Raw genomic sequence first — 20,208 nt, 5'->3', positions numbered from 1 at the left:
CAGCCGGGCCGGACGGCCCCTCACCGGCCTGCCCCCGTACCGGCGCGGGAGGTGCTGCCGTCGCGTCCGGGGAGCGGCCTCCGGGGCGCGGGAATCCGTGACAGGGCTTCAGTTAATGCCTTTCCTTGAAATCCGGACACGTCGCCCACACATATTTCTGACACGGTGAAGTTTCTCTCACCCCCAGGTCACCTGCGTGGCGCGGAGGCGGCTCCGGGCCGGGTTAGTCTGCCTACTGACGATCTTTATCGGCGGAATCCCGCCGACCGCCCGAGAACCGCCGGAAGGCGACGGGGACGACCCTCGGACCGCTCCGGCAAGGAGGAGAACCATGCCCCTGGGACTGCTGCGGCGCAGGCACGCGCGCACCGGCACCGCCGACGCGCCGCTGCTCCCGGCCCCGCCCCGCGGGGCGGGCGTCGTCAGCTGCGAGGTGCACGACCCGATGGGCACCGCACTGCGCGGCGCCGACATCACCGTCTTCGACCCGGTCCACCGCCTCCCGCTGGTGACGGCCACCAGCGACCCCTTCGGCTGGTTCGCGGCCGCGCTGCCGCCGGGGGAGTACCAGCTGGCGGTGACCGCCGACAGCCTGGAGCCGGTCCGCTCCGCCGTGACCGTCACGGCCGGGCAGCGCAGCCACGTCGGGCCGTTCCAGCTCATGCCGTCCCCGCTCAAGGAGCTGCCCGTCCCCGGCGCCTGGGACTTCGACCCCCCGCACACCGCGATCCGCTTCATCGCGCAGCACGTCGGGATGGCCCACGTGCACGGCCGGTTCACCGACTTCGAGGGCGGCATCCGCATCGGCGAGCGGATGGAGGACTCGTCCATCGAGATCACCATCGAGGCCGGCTCCCTCACCACCGGCAACCGCACCCGCGACACCCACCTGCGGTCCGCCGACTTCCTCGACGTCAAGCGGTACCCGTACCTGCACTTCGCCAGCGACCGCCTCGTCCACCGGCACGGCGCCAAGTGGACCGTCCACGGCGCGCTCACCATGCACGGCACCAGCCGGTCCGTCCAGCTGGACACCACCTACCTCGGCATGGTCAACGGCGGCTATGGCGAGGAGCTGCGCTGCGCCGCACTCGCCACCACCGAGCTGCACCGCGAGGACTTCACCCTCAACTGGCGCTCCATGCTGGCCCGCGGCATCGCCGTCGTCGGCCCCCGCATCAAGCTGGAGCTGGACGTCCAGGCCATGTTCCGCTGCGAGGACACCCCGACCCCGCCCGAGTGACGGGCCCGGCCCGCCCGGCCGTCGGCCGCCGGACTACCCGCCCGTCACCACCGGGAGGTCCGAGGGCAGGCCCCACTCGCTCCAGGAGCCGTCGTACACGGCCGGCTCCGGGTACCCGGCGAGCACGGCCGCCAGCGCCAGGACGCAGGCCGTGACCCCCGAACCGCAGCTCACCACCAGCCTCTCCCGGCCCCCGGTCCGGGCCGCGAGGACGGCCCGCAGCTCCGCCTCCGGGAGCATCAGACCGTCCCGCTGGACCTCGCCGAACGGCAGGCTGACCGCCCCGGGCATGTGGCCGCCGCGCAGCCCCGGGCGGGGCTCGGGGGCCTCGCCCCGGAAGCGCTCGCTGGAGCGCGCGTCGAGGACCGCCGCGGCGGGGTCGGCCAGGGCGGCCGCCACCCCGTCGGCGTCCACGAACCGCCCGGGGCGGGGGCGGGCGGTGAAGTCCCCGTGCCGCCCGGCGCGCGCGGGCGGGCCCTCCTCCACGGGCAGCCCGGCGGCCTCCCAGGCGGGCAGGCCGCCGTCGAGGACCGCGACCCGCTCGTGGCCCATCGCCCGGAGCATCCACCAGGCGCGGGCGCTGGAGTAGACGCCCGCCGCGTCGTAGACGGCCACCGTGCTGCCGTCGTCCACGCCGAGCGCGCGCACCTCCTCGGTGAGCCGCGCCGCCCCGGGCATCGTGTGGGGCAGGGGGGCGGCTGGGTCGGACAGCGCCCCGTCGATGTCGAAGGGCCGCGCTCCCGGGATCCGCCGGAGGGAGCCGCGGTGCGCCCCGACCGAGGCGTCGAGCACGACCACGCCGGGTGCGCCCAGCAGGCGGGCGAGCCGGCCGGCGGCCACCAGCGGACCGAACGGCTCCCCGCCGTCGTCGCCGCCGTCCGATCCAGCCGCCATGCCGTCGTGACCCTCCATGCCGCCGTGCCCTCCCATGCCGCCGTCCTCCTCCGTCCGACCCCGACCGCCCGACGGGCGGACGCCCCGGACGCCCGCCGATCGTTCCACAGCGGGCCCGCCCGTCGGTCATCCGTTGACCGGGACCGCCGGACCCGACGGAGTGCCAGTGACTTTCCGTACGATGCGGATCCGCGCATGTCCACCGCCGCCGAGGGACCGGTGGCGACCACTCGCCGGGGAGTCCACATGAGCACTGCCGTGCCCGAGGACGGCCGTTCCGACTTCGACTTCATCGTCGGGCGCCGGCGGGTGCACAACCGCAAGCCCCTGGACGTCACCGGCCCGGAGCGCCAGGAGCGGACCGGGTTCGACGCGACGGCCGAGGCCGAACCGGTCCTGGGCGGCCCGGGGAACGTCGACCGGATCCGGACCGACACCTTCGAGGGCCTCATCCTCCGCCAGTTCGACCCGGAATCCGGGGTCTGGCGCATCTGGTGGGCCTCCAGTGCCAGGCCGGGACACCCGGACCCGCCGGTCGAGGGGGTCTTCCGCGACGGCCGCTGCCCGTTCTTCTGCTGGAGGCCCCGCTCGGGGACGGCGGCACGGTGCGTCTCGCCGGTCGACCTCGCTTGTCCGGCTGCGGGAGCACCGGGGTACGGGCGGGGCCAGCGGCTCGATCGACGTCCACGGCTCGTCGCCTGCCTCCCAGGGCTCGGAGCGGGGCGTCGCGCACCTTCCGGCCGGAACGGGTCCGGCACCTCCACCATGAATGAGAGTGCCCCACCCCGTTCGGGGTTCTCGAGAGTGGGGGTGAGCGGCCGTGCGCGTGGCCTGTGCGTTTCCCGTCCCTTGCGCAGTCCCGCCGAAATCGTCCCTGCGGACCCCTGCTTCTCGTGGATGTCCGCCCCTTTCGGTGTGATCGGGGAATCGCTCCACGATTCGCTGGGCGGCAATCAAGCCCGGCCCTGCCGTAGGGGGCGCGGAAAGAAGTCTCGGATGGGCAGGAGCAAACCCACGAGCGACAGGACGATGAACACCACCTGATGAACGTGGTCCTTTCCCGGGGGCAGCCGGCCCACCAGGTGCGCCGCCCAGAAGACCGGATAGAACCACTGCGTGGCCCATGCCCAGCGTCTCCGGTCGCGGAAAGGGCCCAGGGTTATCGCCATCCCGAACAGGCCCATGCCGGCCGACGCCAGTCCGTCGGCCCGCATGAGCGGCTTGTCAGGGGAGGCCGGCGCCACGACAGCGGCGACGCCGAAAATCAGGATGCCCGCGCCGATGACGGCCAGGCAGATCCAACTGGCTCTCATGCGGGTGTTTTCATGAGGCATGTGAGACCCCCCGCTCTCCATGGCGATGCATCAGGCTCCTCACTGCCGACGGCGTTGTCAATGCCTTCGGGCGGGGCGACCGGAGACGGAGGGTTCCGGCCGGTGCAGTGGCTTCGCCCGGAAGTCCCACGACCCGGTCGAGGGTGCGCGCGGCGTCCGGCCGGTTTCTCCGGAAGCGGCGCAGCCGGTCCCACCTCGGACGCCGGGCCGGCGGGGCCGCCGGTCAGTACACCGAGATGTGGACGTGGTCGTAGTGGTTCCCGGTGACGCCGCCGCGGTCCTCCATGGGGAGCCAGCCTCGCTCGGGGTGGCGGCTGGACCAGATGTGCTGACGGTAGATCACGTACCAGATGCCGTAGTCGTCGGCGTGCTCGCGCACCCAGCGGACGATGCGGTCGCCGAGCTCGGCGCGGTCGCCGGTGGCGCGCACCCCGGCGGGGCCGAGCATGAAGTCGCAGGCGCGGCCGAGGGGGTGCTCGCCGCCGCCGGCTATGCCGCCGTCCTCGCGGTAGCAGCCGGAGCCGCCGGGGAGGCGGAACTCCTTCTCCACGGCGTCGCGGACGGCGCGCATGCGGGCGGTGACGTGGTCGGGGCCGGTGGGCTGCTCGGGCCTCCAGCGCTCGGCCCGGACCTGGGCGGCGACGCCCTGGAGGCCGCCGAGCAGGCCGAGGGCGCCGAGGAGGAGCACGACGGCGCCGAACAGGGAGGCGGCCGCGAGCAGTCCGGCCCGCCGCCTCCCCGCGCCGGACGCGCCCCCGGCTCCCTTTCCCCCGGTTCCCTTCCCCTTGGTCCCCGTCCCCTTGGATGCCATGCCCGCCCTGCCCCCGCCTCCCGACCGCCACTGTGTTCGATCAACGGCCGGGAGGCGGCGGTGGTGCCCGGACGGCGCCGCCCGGCACGGGCTTTCCGGAGCGGGCCGCCTGGCGCGGGATCAGCCGACGGGCGACCAGACCCGCTCGACCTGCTGGCTGCCGGAGCGGGTCCGGTAGGAGCGGACCCACCGCGACGTGGCGTCGGGCCGGGTGCGGTCGGAGAGGACGTAGTAGTCCATCTGCACCCGCTCCGCCGTGACGTCGAGGACGCCGTAGCCGTGGGAGTCCAGGTCGACCCACTTGACGTGCCGGTTGGCGGCCTCGATGGCGGCGACGCCGGCCAGGGAGACGGTCTGCGCCGGGACCTTGAGGAAGTCGTCGACGTTGTCGGAGGTGACCGAGGTGACGACGAACTCGGTGGCGACCGATCCCGACGCCGGGTAGGTGGCGGCCTCGGCGGGGACGTCCGCCGCCCAGGCGGAGTGGATGTCGCCGGTGAGGAAGACGGTGTTGCGGATGCCGCGGGAGGAGAGGTGGCCGAGCAGTTCGCGGCGGTCGTGGGTGTAGCCGTCCCACTGGTCGGTGTTGACGGCCAGGCCCTCCTCGGGCAGGCCCAGCAGCTTCGCCAGCGGCCGCAGCAGGTAGGCGGGCATCGAGAGGAAGGCGACCGGCGAGATCATCACCGAGTTGCCGACCAGCCGCCAGGCCGTGTCGGAGGCGGCGAGCCCGGCCTTGAGCCAGTCGAGCTGGGCGCGGCCGGTGATGGTGCGGTCGGGGGAGTCCACGCCGCCGCTGCCCGCGGCGGCCTGGGCGGTGCGGAAGGAGCGCAGGTCCAGCAGCGACAGGTCGGCGAGCCGCCCGTAGCGCAGCTTCCGGTAGGTGGTGCCCGCTATGGACGGCCGGACCGGCATCCACTCGAAGTAGGCCTGCTTGGCGGCGGCGACCCGGGCGCCCCAGTCACCCTCGGTGTCGGGCTGGTGGTTGACGGCGCCGGTGGAGGAGGCGTTGTCGGCGAATTCGTGGTCGTCCCAGATCGCGATCAGCGGCACCTGCGCCTGGAGCGCCTGGAGGTCGGGGTCGGTCTTGCAGGCGCCGTGCCGGGTGCGGTAGTCGGCGAGGGTGACGGTCTCGTTCAGCGGCTGGTGCGGGCGGACGACGGTGCCCCGCGCGCAGAAGTCGCCGCTGCGGTACTCGTAGACGTAGTCGCCGAGGAAGAGGAAGACGTCCAGGTCGCCGCGGGCGGCCAGGTGCCGGTAGGCGGAGAAGTACCCGGCCTCCCAGTTGGCGCAGGAGGCGACGCCGAGGCGCAGCCGGTCGACGGCGGCGTCGGCGGCGGGGGCGGTGCGGGTGCGGCCGGCGGGGGAGGAGGCGCCGCCCGCGGTGAAGCGGTACCAGTACGGGGTGTCGGCGGCCAGGCCGCGCACGTCGACCTTGACGGTGTGGTCGGTGGCGGCGGAGGCCGTCACCGTGCCGGAGGCGACGACGGAGGCGAAGCCGCGGTCGGCGGCGACGGTCCACTCCACGGGCAGGTCGGGGCCGGCGCCGGAGCCGGGCAGCGCGTCGGGGGTCGGGGTCACCCGGGTCCACAGGACCACGCCGTCGGGCAGAGGGTCGCCGGAGCAGACGCCGTGCACGAAGGCCGGGGCGGTAGCGGTGGCGGCCGGGGAGGCGGCGGCCCGGGCCGCGGTGGCGGCCGGCAGGGCGACGGCACCCGTGACGGCGGCGGCGGCCTTGATGACGGCGCGGCGGGCCGGGGTGCGGCGGGGGGACGCGGTGGCGTCGGCGGCGTGAGCCGCGTGAAGGGACTCGGTCACGCCGGGCACGCTACTGGCCGGTACGGGCCCGGGGAACCCGCCGCCCGACTGTTCGTCAGGTGTTCGCCCCGGGCTCACCCCGGCTCACCCCGGGCCCCGGGCCCGGGCTCACCCCCGCTCGCCTCGCGCCCCGGGCTCACCCCCGCTCGCCCCGGGCCCCGGGCTCACCCCCGCTCGCCTCGGGCCCCGGGCTCACCCCCGCTCGCCCCGGGCCCGGGCCCCACCGGCGGCGGCTCCCGGGGCCCGGACGGACAATGGCTCCATGGACGCCGCCCCGCTGCCGCCGGGGGCCGCGCGCAGGCACCGCCGCGCCCTGCGGGTCCTGGTCGTGGCCTGCCTCGCGCTGATCCCGTGGATCGCCTACCTCGCGATGTCCCTGCCGGTGCACTACGTCGCCCGGCAGTGGCGCTACGCCTGGGTCGGCTTCGACGCCGGCCTGCTGGCCGCGCTCGCCGGGACGGCCTGGTCCGCCTGGCGCCGCCGCCAGGTGGTGATCCCGCTGGCCGTCGCCACCGCGGTGCTGCTGGTCTGCGACGCCTGGTTCGACGTGATGCTGGCCCGCGGCTCCCGCGACTTCCTGGCCGCCCTCGCCTCCGCGCTCCTGGTGGAGCTGCCGCTGGCCGGCTACCTGCTGCTGCGGGCCCGCAGGCTGCTGCTGATGACGCTCCGGGTGGCCTGGTCCCGGGCGGGGCTGCCGGGGGAGCCCCCGCCGCTGCACCGGGTCCCGATCTTCCTGGGCGAGGTGCCGCAGGGGGAGGGACACGGGGAGGCGGACGCCTCCCGGCGGCCCGGGACGGTCGGGCCGCGCGGCCCGGGGCGGTGAGTCCCGCCCCGGGGCCGGCGGCCCGCGCCGCCCCGCGCGGCCGGGCTCACAGCCCCGGGATGCGCCCGTTGCGGAACAGGTCGACGAAGATCTGGTGGTCGGTGCGCGCCCGGGCCCCGTACGCGTGCGCGAAGTCGACCAGCCCCTCCACGAAGCCCTCCTCGTCGCGGGAGACCGCCGCGTCGATGGCGTGCTCCGTCGAGAACGGCACCAGGGTCTGCCCGCTGGACTCGTCGGCGGCCGCGTGCATGGTGGCGGTGGCCCGGCCCAGGTACTCGACCACGGCGCGGATGTCCTCCGGCTCGGCCAGGTCGCTCCAGTCCAGGTCGGTCGCGTAGGGGGAGACCTCGGCGACCAGCTGACCCAGCCCGCCGATCTCGGTGTGGCCCAGCCACGGGTCGGCGTGGGCCTGCAGGGCCCGCTGGGAGATCACCGTGCGGTGGCCCTCGTGGCGGAAGTACTCCCGGACGGCGGCGTCGGTGACGTGCCGGGAGACGGCCGGGGTCTGGCCCTGCTTCATGTAGATGACGACGTCGTTCTCCAGGGCGTCGGTGTGGCCCTCCAGCAGCAGGTTGAACGAGGGGAGCCCGGCGCTGCCGATGCCGACGCCGCGCCGGCCCACCACGTCCTTGACGCGCAGCGAGTCGGGCCGGGTGCGGGAGGCCGGGGGCAGCGTGGCCACGTACTCCTCGAAGGCGGCCATGACCTCGGCGCGGACCGCGTCGTCGAGCTCGATCGCGCCGCCGCCGGAGCGGAAGCGGCGGTCGTAGCCGTCGATCACGGTGAGCTCGTCCAGCAGCGCGACCCGGGTCTGCAGCCGCGCCCGGTGCAGCACCTCCAGGATCGGGCCCTCGGCGGTGTCCAGGGTGAAGGCGGTGTCGCCCGGCTTCTGGCCGCCGCCCGCCAGCAGCGCGATCTGGGCGCGGTAGGCGCGGGCGTACGCCCGGACCAGGTCGGAGATGGTGTCGTCGGCCAGCGCCTTGGCGTACCCGATCAGGGCGAGGCTGGCCGCGAGGCGCTGCACGTCCCAGGTGAACGGGCCGACGTAGGCCTCGTCGAAGTCGTTGACGTTGAAGACCAGGCGGCCGTCGGCGTTGAGGTAGGTGCCGAAGTTCTCGGCGTGCAGGTCGCCGTGGATCCACACCCGGCCGGTCCGCTCGTCGAGGAAGCCGGCGCCGGCCCCGGCGAACGGCGAGGGCACGCCGTCGGCGGGGTCGAGGTCGGCGTAGAAGAGGGCGGCGGTGCCGCGGTAGAAGGCGAAGGCGGAGGCGGCCATCTTGCGGAACTTCACGCGGAACGCCGCCGGGTCCTTCTCCAGCAGCTCGCCGAAGGCCGTGCCGAACACCTCCAGGATCGCCTCGGCGCGGTCCGGCTCGCGGTCGGCGGCGTTGAGGGCTTCGGCCATGGCGGGGGTACCTCCACAAGGGGTGCGACGGGCACGGGGGGCGGGCGTCCGCACGGCGCGGGCGTCCGACCGGGGCGGACATCCGTACGGGACGGGTGTCCGTACTGCGGGACGATCCGTCCGGGCCGCCGGTTCCCGGCGCGGCGCCGGGGACCGGCTCGCGGCGCCTCGCGGCGGCGCGCCCGGACATTGTGCCCGCCCCCGGGGCGGCGTCCCAGGTCCGGGGCCCCCGCCGCCCGGACCGGCGGTGTCCGGACGGCATCCGGGGAGACGGGGGAGGCGGGCGGGGATAGACTCGGCTCCCGTGAACGTGTGAGACGTGGTCCGGGCCGTGACGGTCCGGGCCTCACGTGTTTCCGGCCCCGCCGCACACGCTGCGTGCCCGGCCGTCACCCCGCGCGTCCACCGCCCGCCCGACCGCCTGCGAGCCCCCGGAGGCCCCTGCCGTGAGCGACTCCTTCGCGCACCTGCACGTCCACACCGAGTACTCGATGCTGGACGGCGCCGCCCGCCTGAAGGAGCTCTTCAAGGAGGTCGAGCGGCAGGGCATGACCCATGTCGCGATGACCGACCACGGCAACATGTACGGCGCCGCGGAGTTCCACAAGCAGGCCACCGCCGCCGGCATCACCCCGGTCATCGGCATCGAGGCGTACGTCGCGCCCGAGAAGCGCACCAACCCCAAGCGCATCCTGTGGGGCCAGCCGCACCAGAAGCGCGACGACGTCTCCGCGTCCGGCGCCTACCTCCACAAGACCATCTGGGCCCGCAACAAGGAGGGCCTGCACAACCTCTTCAAGCTGACCTCGCGCTCCTACGCCGAGGGCTGGCTGGTGAAGTGGCCGCGGATGGACAAGGAGATCCTCGCCGAGCACGCCGCCGGACTGATGGCCTCCACCGGCTGCCCCTCGGGCGAGCTGCAGACCCGGCTGCGCCTGGGCCAGTACGACGAGGCGCTGAAGTCGGCCGCCGAGTACCAGGAGATCTTCGGCAAGGAGAACTACTTCCTGGAGCTGATGGACCACGGCCTCGACATCGAGAAGCGGGTCCGCGACGGCCTGGTCGAGATCGGGCGCAAGCTCGGCATCCCGCCGGTCGTCACCAACGACTCCCACTACACCCGGGAGGAGGACGCCGCCGCGCACGACCTGCTGCTCTGCGTGCAGACCGGCAAGAACCTCTCCGACCCGGACCGCTTCAAGTTCGACGGCACCGGCTACTACATCAAGTCCGCCGCCGAGATGTACGCCGTGGACTCCTCCGACGCCTGGCAGGAGGGCTGCCGCAACAGCCAGCTGCTGGTCGCCGAGCGGGTCGACACCGCCGGCATGTTCGAGTTCAAGAACCTCATGCCGCGCTTCCCCATCCCGGAGGGCTTCGACTCCGAGGAGGCGTTCTTCCGCGCCGAGGTGTGGAAGGGCATGGACCGCCGCTTCCCGAACGGCTACGACGAGGAGCACCGCAAGCTCGCCGAGTACGAGATGGAGACCATCTGCCAGATGGGCTTCCCCGCGTACTTCCTCGTGGTCTCCGACTTCATCCTGTGGGCCAAGGGCCAGGGCATCGCGGTCGGCCCCGGCCGAGGCTCCGCCGCCGGCTCGCTGGTCGCGTACGCCATGGGCATCACCGACCTCGACCCCATCCCGCACGGCCTGATCTTCGAGCGGTTCCTCAACCCCGAGCGCATCTCCATGCCCGACGTCGACATCGACTTCGACGAGCGCCGGCGCGGCGACGTGATCCGCTACGTCACCGAGAAGTGGGGCTCCGACAAGGTCGCCCAGATCGTCACGTACGGCACCATCAAGGCGAAGGCCGCCATCAAGGACTCCTCCCGGGTCCTCGGCTACCCGTACGCCATGGGCGACCGCATCACCAAGGCCATGCCGCCGGACGTCATGGGCAAGGGCATCCCGCTCTCCGGCATCACCGACAGCTCGCACCCCCGCTACGGCGAGGCGGGCGAGATCCGCGGCCTGTACGAGAACGACCCCGACGTCCGCAAGGTCATCGACACCGCCCGCGGCATCGAGGGCCTGATCCGCCAGCCCGGCGTCCACGCGGCCGGCGTCATCATGTCCGCCGAGCCGCTGACCGACCACATCCCGGTCTGGACCCGGCACACCGACGGCGCCGTCATCACGCAGTTCGACTACCCCACCTGCGAGGGGCTCGGACTGCTGAAGATGGACTTCCTGGGCCTGCGCAACCTCACGATCATGGACGACGCTGTCAAGGCGATCGAGAAGAACAAGGGCCGCAAGATCGAGCTGCTGGAGCTGCCGCTCGACGACAAGCCCGCCTACGAGCTGCTGGCCCGCGGCGACACCCTCGGCGTCTTCCAGCTCGACGGCGGCCCCATGCGCTCGCTGCTGCGCCTGATGAAGCCCGACAACTTCGAGGACATCTCCGCCGTCCTCGCGCTGTACCGGCCGGGCCCGATGGGCGTCAACTCGCACACCAACTACGCCCTCCGCAAGAACGGCCAGCAGGAGATCACCCCGATCCACCCCGAGCTGGAGGAGCCGCTCAAGGAGGTGCTGGCGCCCACCTACGGCCTGATCGTCTACCAGGAGCAGGTGCAGAAGGCCGCCCAGATCCTCGCCGGCTACTCGCTCGGCCAGGCCGACCTGCTGCGCCGCGCCATGGGCAAGAAGAAGAAGGAGATCCTGGAGGCGGAGTTCGTCCCCTTCCAGAAGGGCTGCCGCGAGCGGGGATACTCCGACGCCGCGATCCAGGCCGTCTGGGACGTGCTGGTCCCCTTCTCCGGCTACGCCTTCAACAAGGCCCACACCGCCGGCTACGGCCTGGTCTCGTACTGGACCGCCTACCTCAAGGCCAACTACCCGGCCGAGTACATGTCGGCGCTCCTCACCTCCGTCAAGGACGACAAGGACAAGTCGGCGGTCTACCTCAACGAGTGCCGCAAGATGGGCATCCAGGTGCTGCCGCCGGACGTCAACGAGTCCGACGCCGAGTTCACCCCGCACGGCGACGACACCGTCCGGTTCGGCCTCACCGCCGTCCGCAACGTCGGCGCCAACGTGGTCGACTCGATCGTCCGCACCCGCAAGGCCAAGGGGAAGTACACCTCCTTCCCCGACTTCCTCGACAAGGTCGAGTCGGTCGTCTGCAACAAGCGCACCGTCGAGTCGCTGATCAAGGCCGGCGCCTTCGACTCCCTGGGCCACACCCGCAAGGGGCTGACCGCCCAGTTCGAGCCGATGATCGACAACGTGGTCGGGGTCAAGCGCAAGGAGGCCGAGGGCCAGTTCGACCTCTTCGGCGGCGACGCCGTCGAGGACGACGGGCCCGGCTTCGGCCTCGACGTGGTCTTCTCCGAGGAGGAGTGGGACAAGTCCTTCCTGCTCACCCAGGAGCGGGAGATGCTCGGCCTGTACGTCTCCTCGCACCCCCTGCACGGCATCGAGCACGTCCTCGCCGACAAGGCGGACTGCGCGATCGCCGACCTCGCCGAGCGCCCCGACGGCTCCATCCTCACCATCGGCGGCATCATCTCCGGCCTCCAGCGGAAGATGACCAAGCAGGGCAACGCCTGGGCCATCGCCACCGTCGAGGACCTGGCGGGATCCATCGACTGCATGTTCTTCCCCGCCAGCTACCAGCTCGTCTCCACCCAGCTGGTCGAGGACGCCGTCGTCTTCGTCCGGGGCAAGCTCGACAAGCGCGAGGACGTGCCCCGGCTCATGGGCATGGAGCTGATCGTCCCCGACCTCTCCGACGCCCACGCCGACGCGCCCGTGGTGATCTCCATCCCCATGGTGAAGATCACCCCGCCGCTGGTCTCCCGCCTCGGCGAGGTCCTGGCGCACCACAAGGGCAACACCGAGGTCCGGCTCCGGCTGGAGGGCCGCCGCAAGACCACCGTGCTGCGTCTGGACCGGCACCGGGTCACCTCCGACCCGGCGCTCTTCGGCGACCTCAAGCAGCTCCTCGGCCCCTCCTGCCTGGCGGGCTCGGCGGGCTGACCGGGTCGGCCTGGCCGGCCCGACCTGACCGGCCCGACCTGACCGGCCCGCCCTGACCTGACCGGTCCGGCCTGACCGGCCCGGCGGCGCGGGCGCCGCACCCCTGGCAGGGGTGCGGCGCCCGCACCGCGTGCGGCGTGCCGTGCCCGGGGGTCCGGACGCCGCCGGCGGCGCCGCCCGCCGCCGGAGTGCTGCCCGCAGGGTGCGGGGACCCGGTGCGCCGGCACCTCCAGAGAATCCCCACACGGCGCGCACACGACCCCGGCGGGTGCGGGCGCCCCGCAGTGACAAGATCATCGAACGGCCGCCCCCGGGGCGTGACCGGGTGAATCAAGATCCTTCACAGCGGTTCGCCGCCCGGCCGCCGGGTATGGACATCTGAACGGTGGGCGGCCCCCCGCGTCGTACGCGGCCGGGCCCCTCGGGAAGAGGTGTGGAAGTGGACCGCTGCGTCGTCCTCGTGGACGCCGGGTACCTGCTCGGCGCCGCCGCCAGCCTGCTCGCCGGGGAGCCCGCCCGCTCCCGCATCGCCGTCGACCACACCGACCTCATCGGCTCGCTCCGCGAGCGCGCCGAGGCCGAGACCGGCCTGCCGCTGCTCCGCATCTACTGGTTCGACGCGGCCCCCGACCGCCGCCCCATGCCCGAGCACCGCCGCCTGCGGGTCATGCCCCGCGTCACCGTCCGCCTCGGCGCCCTGACCAGGGCCGAGGGCCGCTGGGTGCAGAAGGGCGTCGACGCCGCCATGCACGCCGAGCTGTCCGAGCTCGCCCGCAACCGCGCCTGCGCCGACGTCGTCCTCGTCACCGGCGACGGCGACCTGCTGCCCGGCATGACCGCGGCCAAGGAGCACGGCGTCGCCGTCCACCTGTGGGCCGTCCAGGCCGCCGACGGCGACTTCAACCAGTCCGAGGACCTCGTCGCCGAGGCCGACGAGCGCCGGGTCCTCGACCGCGAGTGGATCACCCGGTGGGTCCGCGTCCGCGAGGCGGCCGCCGCCTGCCGGCCCCCGGTGCCCAGCCCCGAGATCGCCGAGATCCTCTCCGCCCCGCCCGGCCGGCAGTCCGCCGCCCCGGCCGCCGCCGCCGAGGGCGAGGCCGCCCGGCCCCGCCCCGCCGAGCGCCCCGCGCCCGCCGCCGCCCACCGGGCCGTGCCCACCCCCAAGGACCTCGCCGGACTGGCCGGCCGCACCGCCGCCGGCCAGCAGGCCGCCGCCGCGGCCGACCGGCAGCCCCACGCCGCCGTCCTGCGCTGGTCCTCCGACCGGGGCTGGGTCGAGCGGGGCGGCGAGGCCCCCACGCCCGGCGACGCCCTGCCCACCCTCGCCCAGGTCACCACCGCCGAGCAGCGCTGGGCCGACCGCGAGGAGGACATCACCACCGTCGGCGGCGACCCGCACGAGGTCGGCCAGGTCTTCGCCCGCCGCTGGACCGACCGCCTCGGCGACCTCGAACGCCTCACCGTCCTGTGGTCCGACTACCCGCGGATCCCGCACCGCGTCGACGGCGAGCTGCTGCGCTACGCCGCCCGTTTCGGCCTCCTCGCCCACAAGGACGACCAGATCGACGAGCACGACCGCTACGCCATCCGGGCCGGCTTCTGGCGCGAGCTGGCCGCCCGCGTGCCCGGCGGCGAGATGGTCTCGGTCGACGACTGAGGGCCCCGTGCCCCTGCCCCGGCCCCGTGTCCCGGCCCGTCCCGATCCCGGCGTAGAGTCGTGACCCGTGAGTACGGGCACCACGCATGTCCCCCCGGCCGGTGACGGGTGAGCACGCAGACTCCTCAGCAGGCGCCGCGGGCGCCGCAGGCACCGCAGGCGTCCGATCCGGCCGCCGCCGGGCCGTGCTGCACCGTGCGCGGCCTGGTGAAGACCTACCGCACCGGGCGCGGCGCGAAGGCCGCCGAGGTGCGGGCCAACGACGGGATCTCCCTCGACGTCCGCCGCGGCGAGGTCTTCGGCCTGCTCGGCCCCAACGGCGCGGGCAAGTCCACCCTGGTGCGGCAGCTCACCGGCCTGCTGCGGCCCGACGAGGGCAGCATCGACGTCCTCGGCCACGACCTGGTGCGCCACCCGGAGCGGGCGCCGCGCCTCCTCGGCTACCTCGGCCAGGAGTCCACCGCGCTCGACGAGCTGACCGTCGCCCTCGCCGCCGAGACCACCGGACGGCTGCGCGGCCTGCCCGCCCGGCGCGCCCGCGCCGAACGCGACGCCGTCCTCGCCGAGCTCGGCCTCGAACCGCTCGCCGACCGCCCCGTCGGCCGCCTCTCGGGAGGCCAGCGCCGCCTGGCCTGCTTCGGGGCCGCCCTCGTCGGCGAGCGGCCCCTGCTGGTCCTGGACGAGCCCACCACCGGCATGGACCCCGTCGCCCGCCGCGCCGTCTGGGCCGCCGTGGACCGCCGCCGCGCCGAGCACGGCACCACCGTCCTGCTCGTCACCCACAACGTCATCGAGGCCGAGACCGTCCTCGACCGGGTCGCCGTCGTCCACGGCGGCCGCGTCCTCGCCTGCGACACCCCCGGGCGGCTCAAGGCCCTGGTCGACGGCCGCGTCCGGCTGGAGCTGGTGTGGCGCACCGACGCCCCGCCGGACGTGCCCGTCCTGGCCGCCGCCGCCGGGCGCGCCCGGGTCTCCGGCCGCCGCTGGACCCTGCGCACCACCCCCGAGGAGGCCAGGGAGCTGGTCGCCGCCGTCACCTCCGGGCCGGCCTTCGCCGCGCTCGACGACTTCACCCTCGCCACGCCCACCCTGGAGGACGCCTACCTCGACCTGGGCGCCGCACAGGGGGCCGACCGCGAAGGAGGGCAGGCCGGGTGACCGCGTCCGCCGAGGCCACCGCGCCCGCCGCCACACCCGGGCGGCCCGCCCCCGCGCCGCTGGCGCCCGCCGCCCGGCTGCTGCCCGCCCTGGCCGCCGTCTACCGCGCCCAGCTCTCCCGCGCGCGGGTCGCCCGGATGCCGCTCCTCTTCGTGGCGACCTTCCAGTCGCTGGGCATCCTCGTCATGATGCGCGGCGTCGTCGACTCCGGCGGCAACGACTCGGCCCGCGCCGTCGTCGCCGGCTCCAGCGTCCTCGTCGTCGCCTTCGTCGCGCTCAACCTGCTCGCCCAGTACTTCGGGCGGCTGCGCGCCACCGGCGGCCTCGACCACTACGCCACGCTGCCGGTGCCGCCGGCCGCCGTGGTGCTCGGCGCGGCCGGCGCGTACGCCTCCTTCACGCTGCCCGGCACGCTCGTCACCGCGGCGGTCGGCGCCGGCCTGTTCGGCCTGCCCTGGGCCCACCTGTGGATCCTGCTCGCGGTCGTGCCGCTCGCCGGGGCCGCGCTCTCCGGCCTCGGCGCCGTCTGCGGCCTGCTGGCCCCCCGCCAGGAGATCGCGACCCTGCTGGGGCAGCTCGGCATGTCCGCCGCGCTGCTGCTGGGCGTGCTCCCGGCCTCCCGGATGCCGGAGGCGGTCCGCCTGCTGCGCGACCTGCTGCCCTCCACGTACGGCGTGGAGGCCTTCGCCCGCACCTTCGACGCCGCACCGGACTGGGCCGCCGTCGGCGCCGACCTCGCGGTGTGCGCGGCCGTCGGCCTGCTCTCGCTCACCGCCGCCACCCGGGCCTACCGCCGGGCGGCCGTCTCCGGCCGCTGAGCCGCGCCCCCGCGGCCGGCCGGGCGGGCCCCCGGCCGGCCGCGGGGCGACCTGGGGACCCGCGCCGCCGCCCGGCGTGGGACGATGGGCCGGTGACCGCACCGAACACCCCTCCGGGTCCCGGCCGCCCCACCGCCCCCGGCACGGAGCCGCCGGCCCCGCAGCCCGCCGGAGCCCCGGGGCAGGGGCCCCGGACCCCGGGGGACCCGGCGCAGTGGACCCCGCCGTCCGGGGCCGCCCACCCCGGTCCGCAGCCGCCCGCGGCCGCCCACCCCGGTCCGCAGCCGCCCGCGGCCGCCCACCCCGGTCCGCAGCCGCCCGCGGCCGCCCACGGGTACGGGTACGGGCAGCCCGGCCTCCCCTCCGTGCCCCCGGCCGAGCAGCCGCCGCGCAACCCCGGTGCGGAGGTCCGGGTCGGCGCGCTGGCCGCCGCGGGCAGCCTCCTCGCCGGACTGGCCGTGGGGCTGCTCTGGCTCTGGCTCGCCCCCCGCGTGCCGCTGTACGCCGACACCAGGGCCGTCTACCTCAAGGACCCCGAGGGGGAGCAGCGAGCCGCCGCCGACGGTGTCTTCGCCCTGCTGGGACTGGGTGCGGGGGCGCTCTGCGCCCTCACCGCCTTCCTGCTCACCCGCCGCCGCGGCGGCGGTGTCGCCGTCGCCGTCGGCCTCGCGCTGGGCGGCCTGCTCGGCGCGGTCGCGGCCTGGCGGCTCGGCATCGCCCTGGGACCGACGAGCGACATGGTCGCCCACGCCCGCCAGGTGGGGGAGGGCAGGGTCTTCGACGCGGCGCTGCAGCTCGGGGCCAAGGGCGCCCTGCTGGTGTGGCCGATGACGGCCATGGTGGTGCTGCTGGGGCTGACCGCGGCCTTCGGGCGCCGCGAGCCGCAGCCCGGACCGTACTGGCACGGCGTCCCGCAGTCCCCCCAGCCGCCGCAGCCGCCGCTCCCGGCCGCGGAGCACTGAGCCGCCCGCCGTCGTCCCCGCGCCCCCGCCGACCCCGCCGTTCCCGCCCACCCCGCCGTTCCCGGCGCCGCGGTCGGCGGCCGGGCGGCCGGGGTCAGGCCCGGCCGATGGGCGCGGTGACCGCGCCGGTGAGGGAGACCAGGTCCTGCGGCGCCAGTTCGACCTCCAGGCCCCGGCGGCCCGCCGAGACGTAGACCGTGGCGTGCCCCAGCGCGCCGGCGTCCACCACGGTGGGCAGCCGGCGGCGCTGGCCCAGCGGGGAGATGCCGCCGCGGACGTACCCGGTGGCCCGCTCGGCCGCCGCCGGGTCGGCCATCGCCGCGCGCCGGCCGCCCAGCGCGGCCGCCAGGGCCTTGAGGTCCAGCTGTCCGGCCACCGGGACCACCCCCACCGCCAGTGCCCCGTCGACCTCGGCGACGAGGGTCTTGAGGACCCGTTCCGGCGCCGTGCCCAGCGCCTCCGCCGCCTCCCCGCCGTACGAGGCGGCCGCCGGGTCGTGGACGTACGCGTGCACCGTGAAGGGCACTCCCGCGGCCTCCAGCGCCACCGTGGCCGGGGTGCCCCGTCCGCCCGTGCCCTTCTTCCTCGCGCCCACCTGCGCCATGCCTCCTCGGTGGCCGGCTGCCTGCCGCCGGCCGTTCGCCCGGGGCCGCCCGCTCAGTTGGGGTTGACCGCCGCCCGGGTCAGCTCCCAGGCGGGCAGCGACGGCAGCCGGGAGAGCACCGCCGTCTCACGGCGCAGCAGCTCCAGCTCGACGGCCAGCCGCTCCGTGGTGTCGGCCGCCGCGAGCAGCCGCTGCCGGTCGGCGACCTCCAGCACCGAGGCCGCCGCCACCAGGTAGGAGAGCACCCGGGGGTCGTCGGGCAGCTCCTGCTCGGCGGCCAGGGTGCTCTCCCGCGCCCCGGCCAGCCGCTTCTGGTACCGGCGGAACGCCTGCACCACCCCGGCGGCCAGCGCGCCCGCCCCGGGGCCCTCGGTCTCGGGCAGCTCCTCGACCTCGCCGACCAGGTAGGGGCCGGAGGCGTCGACGGACAGCAGCCGGAAGCGGGTGGTGCCGGTGGCGATGAGCTCGTAGCGGCCGTCGGGCCGGGCCTGCGCCGAGGCGACCTCGGCGACGCAGCCCACCGTGTGCAGCGCCCGCACCGGGTCGGGCCCGAAGCCGTCCGCCGCCCCCGCTGGCTCGTCGGTGTCCCGCACCGGGGCGACCTCCTGCCCGTCGCGGATCGCCACCACCCCGAAGCGCCGCGGCACGTCCTCCGGCTGCGCCTCCAGGTCGGCGACCAGGCGGCGGTAGCGCTCCTCGAAGACGTGGAGGGGGAGCACCAGGCCGGGGAAGAGCACCGAGCCCAGCGGGAAGAGCGGCAGCCGTTCGGTCACGGCGCACAGCGTACGTGGCCGGGGCGCCGTCGCGCGCCCCCTGCCCGGTCGGGACGCCGCGCGGCGGCGGCTGCCCGGCCGGGACGCCGCGCGCCGGCGCCTGCGGTGTGGCCCGTACCGGGGCACGCTCGGGGCAGCGCCCCGGTACGGGCGTTCGCGGACCCCCGGCCCCTCCACCCTGGCAGCCCCGGCCGGGCCCCGCCACCCGTCGGGGGCGGGCGGCGACGCGGTGTCATCACGGCAGGTCGCGCGAGGGGCCGCCGGGGGCCGGCGGCTCAGCCGCGCCGCAGCATCCGGGTGGCGCCCGCCGCCACCGTGGTGGCCAGCACCCAGCCCAGCAGGACGAGCGCGGTGGCGGCCCACTGGTCGGCGCCGGACGGCTTCCACGCGCCGTCCTGCCCGAGGTCGATCAGCGGCAGCAGCAGGTCCATCGCGTACAGGGCGGCGTTCCAGTGCGGCACCTCGTCGGCCTTCAGCGGCTGCGGCGGGTGGCCGGCGAAGTACGCGGCGCCCAGCGCCCAGATCAGCGCCATCCACAGCGCCGCCCGCGCCGGCCGGTAGCCGTAGCCGACGGTGGTGTCCTGCAGCCGCCCCCAGAGCCGGCCGAGCAGCGGCAGGGTGGAGCGGCGCCGGCGGTGCTTGGCGAGCTGGACGGCGCGGGCGTCCTCGTCGAGGCCGTCGCGCAGCAGCGCCGCCGCGAGCTGCTCGTACGGCTCGGGCCGGAAGTCGCCCAGGGCGCCGTCCAGCCAGGCGATACGTTTCGCCAGGGGGAAGTCCGCGGCCGGCCGCAGCGACTCGTACACGAAGCCCGTCAGCCCCACCCGCCCGCCGCCCGGCCAGCTCTCCACCGCGTCGATCAGGGTGCCCACCCGGGCCCGGGAGAGCGAGACCCGGCCGGTGGGGGTGCGCGAGAGGCAGAACCGCAGCTCCGGGGTCTGGATGCGGCGCAGCGACAGCTCCTCGCCCTCGCCGAGCCGGAACTCCGCCCGGTCGATCAGGCAGGCGTTGCCGAACCGGCCGTCGTCCAGCCGCACCCCGCCGCGCGCCGTGAACGGCACGCTCGCCGCCTGGTCGGCGGGCCGCTCGCCGTACCCGGAGCCGTAGTCGGAGCCCGACGTGCTCCACCCGCTCAGCCAGCAGCGGCTCAGGTACAGCGTGTGCTCCACGCTGATCCGCGCCGCGTTCAGGCAGATCCGGCCCGGCCGGGCCCGCAGCGCGCTGCCCCGCAGCGAGAGCCGCCCCCCGATCCGGGCGCTGCGCAGGCTGATCTCGCCGGTGCAGCGCATCAGCTCCGCCTCGACGTCCTGGCTCACGGTGAGGCCGTCGGCGGCTATCGCTCGGTCGTTGCGGTCGCCGCCGACGGTGGCCTGGTTCAGCAGCAGGTCGGTGCCGATCCGGGCGTCGGTCAGCCGCAGCCCGCCGGTCAGCACGCACCGCGGCAGGTGCAGGTCGCCCTCGGTGACCAGCCGCGACGCCTCGATCCGCGGCACCAGGCAGCCGATCATCCGCACCGTGCCCGCCCGGCACTCCGACATGAGGATCTTGCGCTCGAACCGGCAGCCCCGCAGCTCCACGTAGGCCGCCACCACGCCGCCCGCCAGGTCCAGCGCCCCGGTGACGTACGCACCGGTGACCTTGAGGCTCGCGACACGCCCGGACTCCGGCGGCGGACCGTCCAGCAGCAGCCGGGCCATCGTCTCCGCCCGCACCGTGCGCTCCGGCCCCCACGGCCCGGAGGTCACCGGGTGGTCCTCCTCCGGCACGCCGCTGCGCAGGTCCAGCGTCTCCCCGCGCCGGTACGCGGCCCACAGGCGGCGCTCCGGTTCCGACCAGTCCTCCGGCGGCCCGTCCACGCCCGGACCCCCCTCCCGTGTCACCCCCGACGTCCCACTTGGTGTATCACGGACTGGAATCTGCGGCCG

Annotated in this window: 15 protein-coding genes; 7 read left to right on the top strand and 8 right to left on the bottom strand. The window is 75.4% G+C overall.

Going from position 1 to position 20,208, the window contains the following annotated elements; all coding sequences use genetic code 11:
- Positions 1-331 precede the first annotated feature (331 nt).
- Complete coding sequence (locus LO771_RS04080; protein WP_230648188.1) at positions 332-1,243, top strand: YceI family protein; 912 nt, start codon at positions 332-334, stop codon at positions 1,241-1,243.
- Positions 1,244-1,276: 33 nt separating this feature from the next.
- On the opposite strand, the gene LO771_RS04075 is transcribed toward LO771_RS04080, so the two are convergent.
- The 4 genes from LO771_RS04075 to LO771_RS04060 all read right to left on the bottom strand — a co-directional run bounded on the left by LO771_RS04075 (position 1,277) and on the right by LO771_RS04060 (position 6,097).
- A complete protein-coding gene (locus LO771_RS04075) occupies positions 1,277-2,137 on the bottom strand; it encodes a sulfurtransferase (protein ID WP_230648359.1) in 861 nt (286 codons plus the stop codon).
- Between the two features lie 953 nt (positions 2,138-3,090).
- Positions 3,091-3,450: a hypothetical protein gene (locus LO771_RS04070; protein WP_230648187.1), complete on the bottom strand. Its 360-nt coding sequence runs from the start codon at positions 3,448-3,450 to the stop codon at positions 3,091-3,093.
- Positions 3,451-3,694: 244 nt separating this feature from the next.
- Positions 3,695-4,282 carry a hypothetical protein gene (locus LO771_RS04065; RefSeq protein ID WP_230648186.1) on the bottom strand — a complete coding sequence of 196 codons (588 nt, stop codon included), beginning with the start codon at positions 4,280-4,282 and terminating at the stop codon, positions 3,695-3,697.
- Between the two features lie 120 nt (positions 4,283-4,402).
- Positions 4,403-6,097 (bottom strand): alkaline phosphatase, encoded by a 1,695-nt coding sequence (locus LO771_RS04060; protein WP_230648185.1) that lies wholly within the window; start codon positions 6,095-6,097, stop codon positions 4,403-4,405.
- Between the two features lie 262 nt (positions 6,098-6,359).
- Between LO771_RS04060 and LO771_RS04055 the strand changes: the two genes are divergently transcribed.
- On the top strand, positions 6,360-6,920 hold the full coding sequence (locus tag LO771_RS04055; RefSeq protein ID WP_230648184.1) for a hypothetical protein: 561 nt from the start codon (positions 6,360-6,362) through the stop codon (positions 6,918-6,920).
- Positions 6,921-6,966: 46 nt separating this feature from the next.
- Here LO771_RS04055 and LO771_RS04050 read toward each other — a convergent pair whose 3' ends face one another.
- Positions 6,967-8,325 carry a DUF2252 domain-containing protein gene (locus tag LO771_RS04050; RefSeq protein WP_230648183.1) on the bottom strand — a complete coding sequence of 453 codons (1,359 nt, stop codon included), beginning with the start codon at positions 8,323-8,325 and terminating at the stop codon, positions 6,967-6,969.
- 446 nt (positions 8,326-8,771) lie between these two features.
- Between LO771_RS04050 and dnaE the strand changes: the two genes are divergently transcribed.
- The 5 genes from dnaE (at position 8,772) to LO771_RS31245 (ending at position 16,909) form a co-directional block, all read left to right on the top strand.
- Complete coding sequence (gene dnaE, locus LO771_RS04045; RefSeq protein WP_308188827.1) at positions 8,772-12,314, top strand: DNA polymerase III subunit alpha; 3,543 nt, start codon at positions 8,772-8,774, stop codon at positions 12,312-12,314.
- Positions 12,315-12,753: 439 nt separating this feature from the next.
- A complete protein-coding gene (locus LO771_RS04040; RefSeq protein WP_230648356.1) occupies positions 12,754-13,971 on the top strand; it encodes an NYN domain-containing protein in 1,218 nt (405 codons plus the stop codon).
- A gap of 195 nt (positions 13,972-14,166) precedes the next feature.
- A complete protein-coding gene (locus tag LO771_RS31250; protein WP_230648354.1) occupies positions 14,167-15,129 on the top strand; it encodes an ABC transporter ATP-binding protein in 963 nt (320 codons plus the stop codon).
- Positions 15,126-15,947, top strand: a complete 822-nt coding sequence (locus LO771_RS04030; RefSeq protein WP_230648182.1) for an ABC transporter permease — start codon at positions 15,126-15,128, stop codon at positions 15,945-15,947. Before LO771_RS31250 ends, LO771_RS04030 begins: the two co-directional genes overlap by 4 nt.
- A gap of 92 nt (positions 15,948-16,039) precedes the next feature.
- Entirely contained in the window at positions 16,040-16,909 is an 870-nt protein-coding gene (locus tag LO771_RS31245) for a hypothetical protein (RefSeq protein WP_308188826.1), read from the top strand.
- Between the two features lie 94 nt (positions 16,910-17,003).
- Here LO771_RS31245 and ybaK read toward each other — a convergent pair whose 3' ends face one another.
- The 3 genes from ybaK to LO771_RS04010 all read right to left on the bottom strand — a co-directional run bounded on the left by ybaK (position 17,004) and on the right by LO771_RS04010 (position 20,139).
- Positions 17,004-17,513 (bottom strand): Cys-tRNA(Pro) deacylase, encoded by a 510-nt coding sequence (ybaK, locus tag LO771_RS04020; RefSeq protein WP_230648181.1) that lies wholly within the window; start codon positions 17,511-17,513, stop codon positions 17,004-17,006.
- A 53-nt stretch (positions 17,514-17,566) separates the two neighbouring features.
- Positions 17,567-18,286 (bottom strand): LON peptidase substrate-binding domain-containing protein, encoded by a 720-nt coding sequence (locus tag LO771_RS04015; RefSeq protein WP_230648180.1) that lies wholly within the window; start codon positions 18,284-18,286, stop codon positions 17,567-17,569.
- Positions 18,287-18,561: 275 nt separating this feature from the next.
- Complete coding sequence (locus tag LO771_RS04010; RefSeq protein ID WP_230648179.1) at positions 18,562-20,139, bottom strand: oxidoreductase; 1,578 nt, start codon at positions 20,137-20,139, stop codon at positions 18,562-18,564.
- Positions 20,140-20,208: the final 69 nt, after the last annotated feature.

The sequence above is a fragment of the Streptacidiphilus sp. ASG 303 genome, from assembly GCF_020991365.1.
Taxonomy (GTDB): domain Bacteria; phylum Actinomycetota; class Actinomycetes; order Streptomycetales; family Streptomycetaceae; genus Peterkaempfera.
Note: the sequence above shows the minus strand (reverse complement) of the source record. Positions and strands in the feature narration are given on the sequence as shown.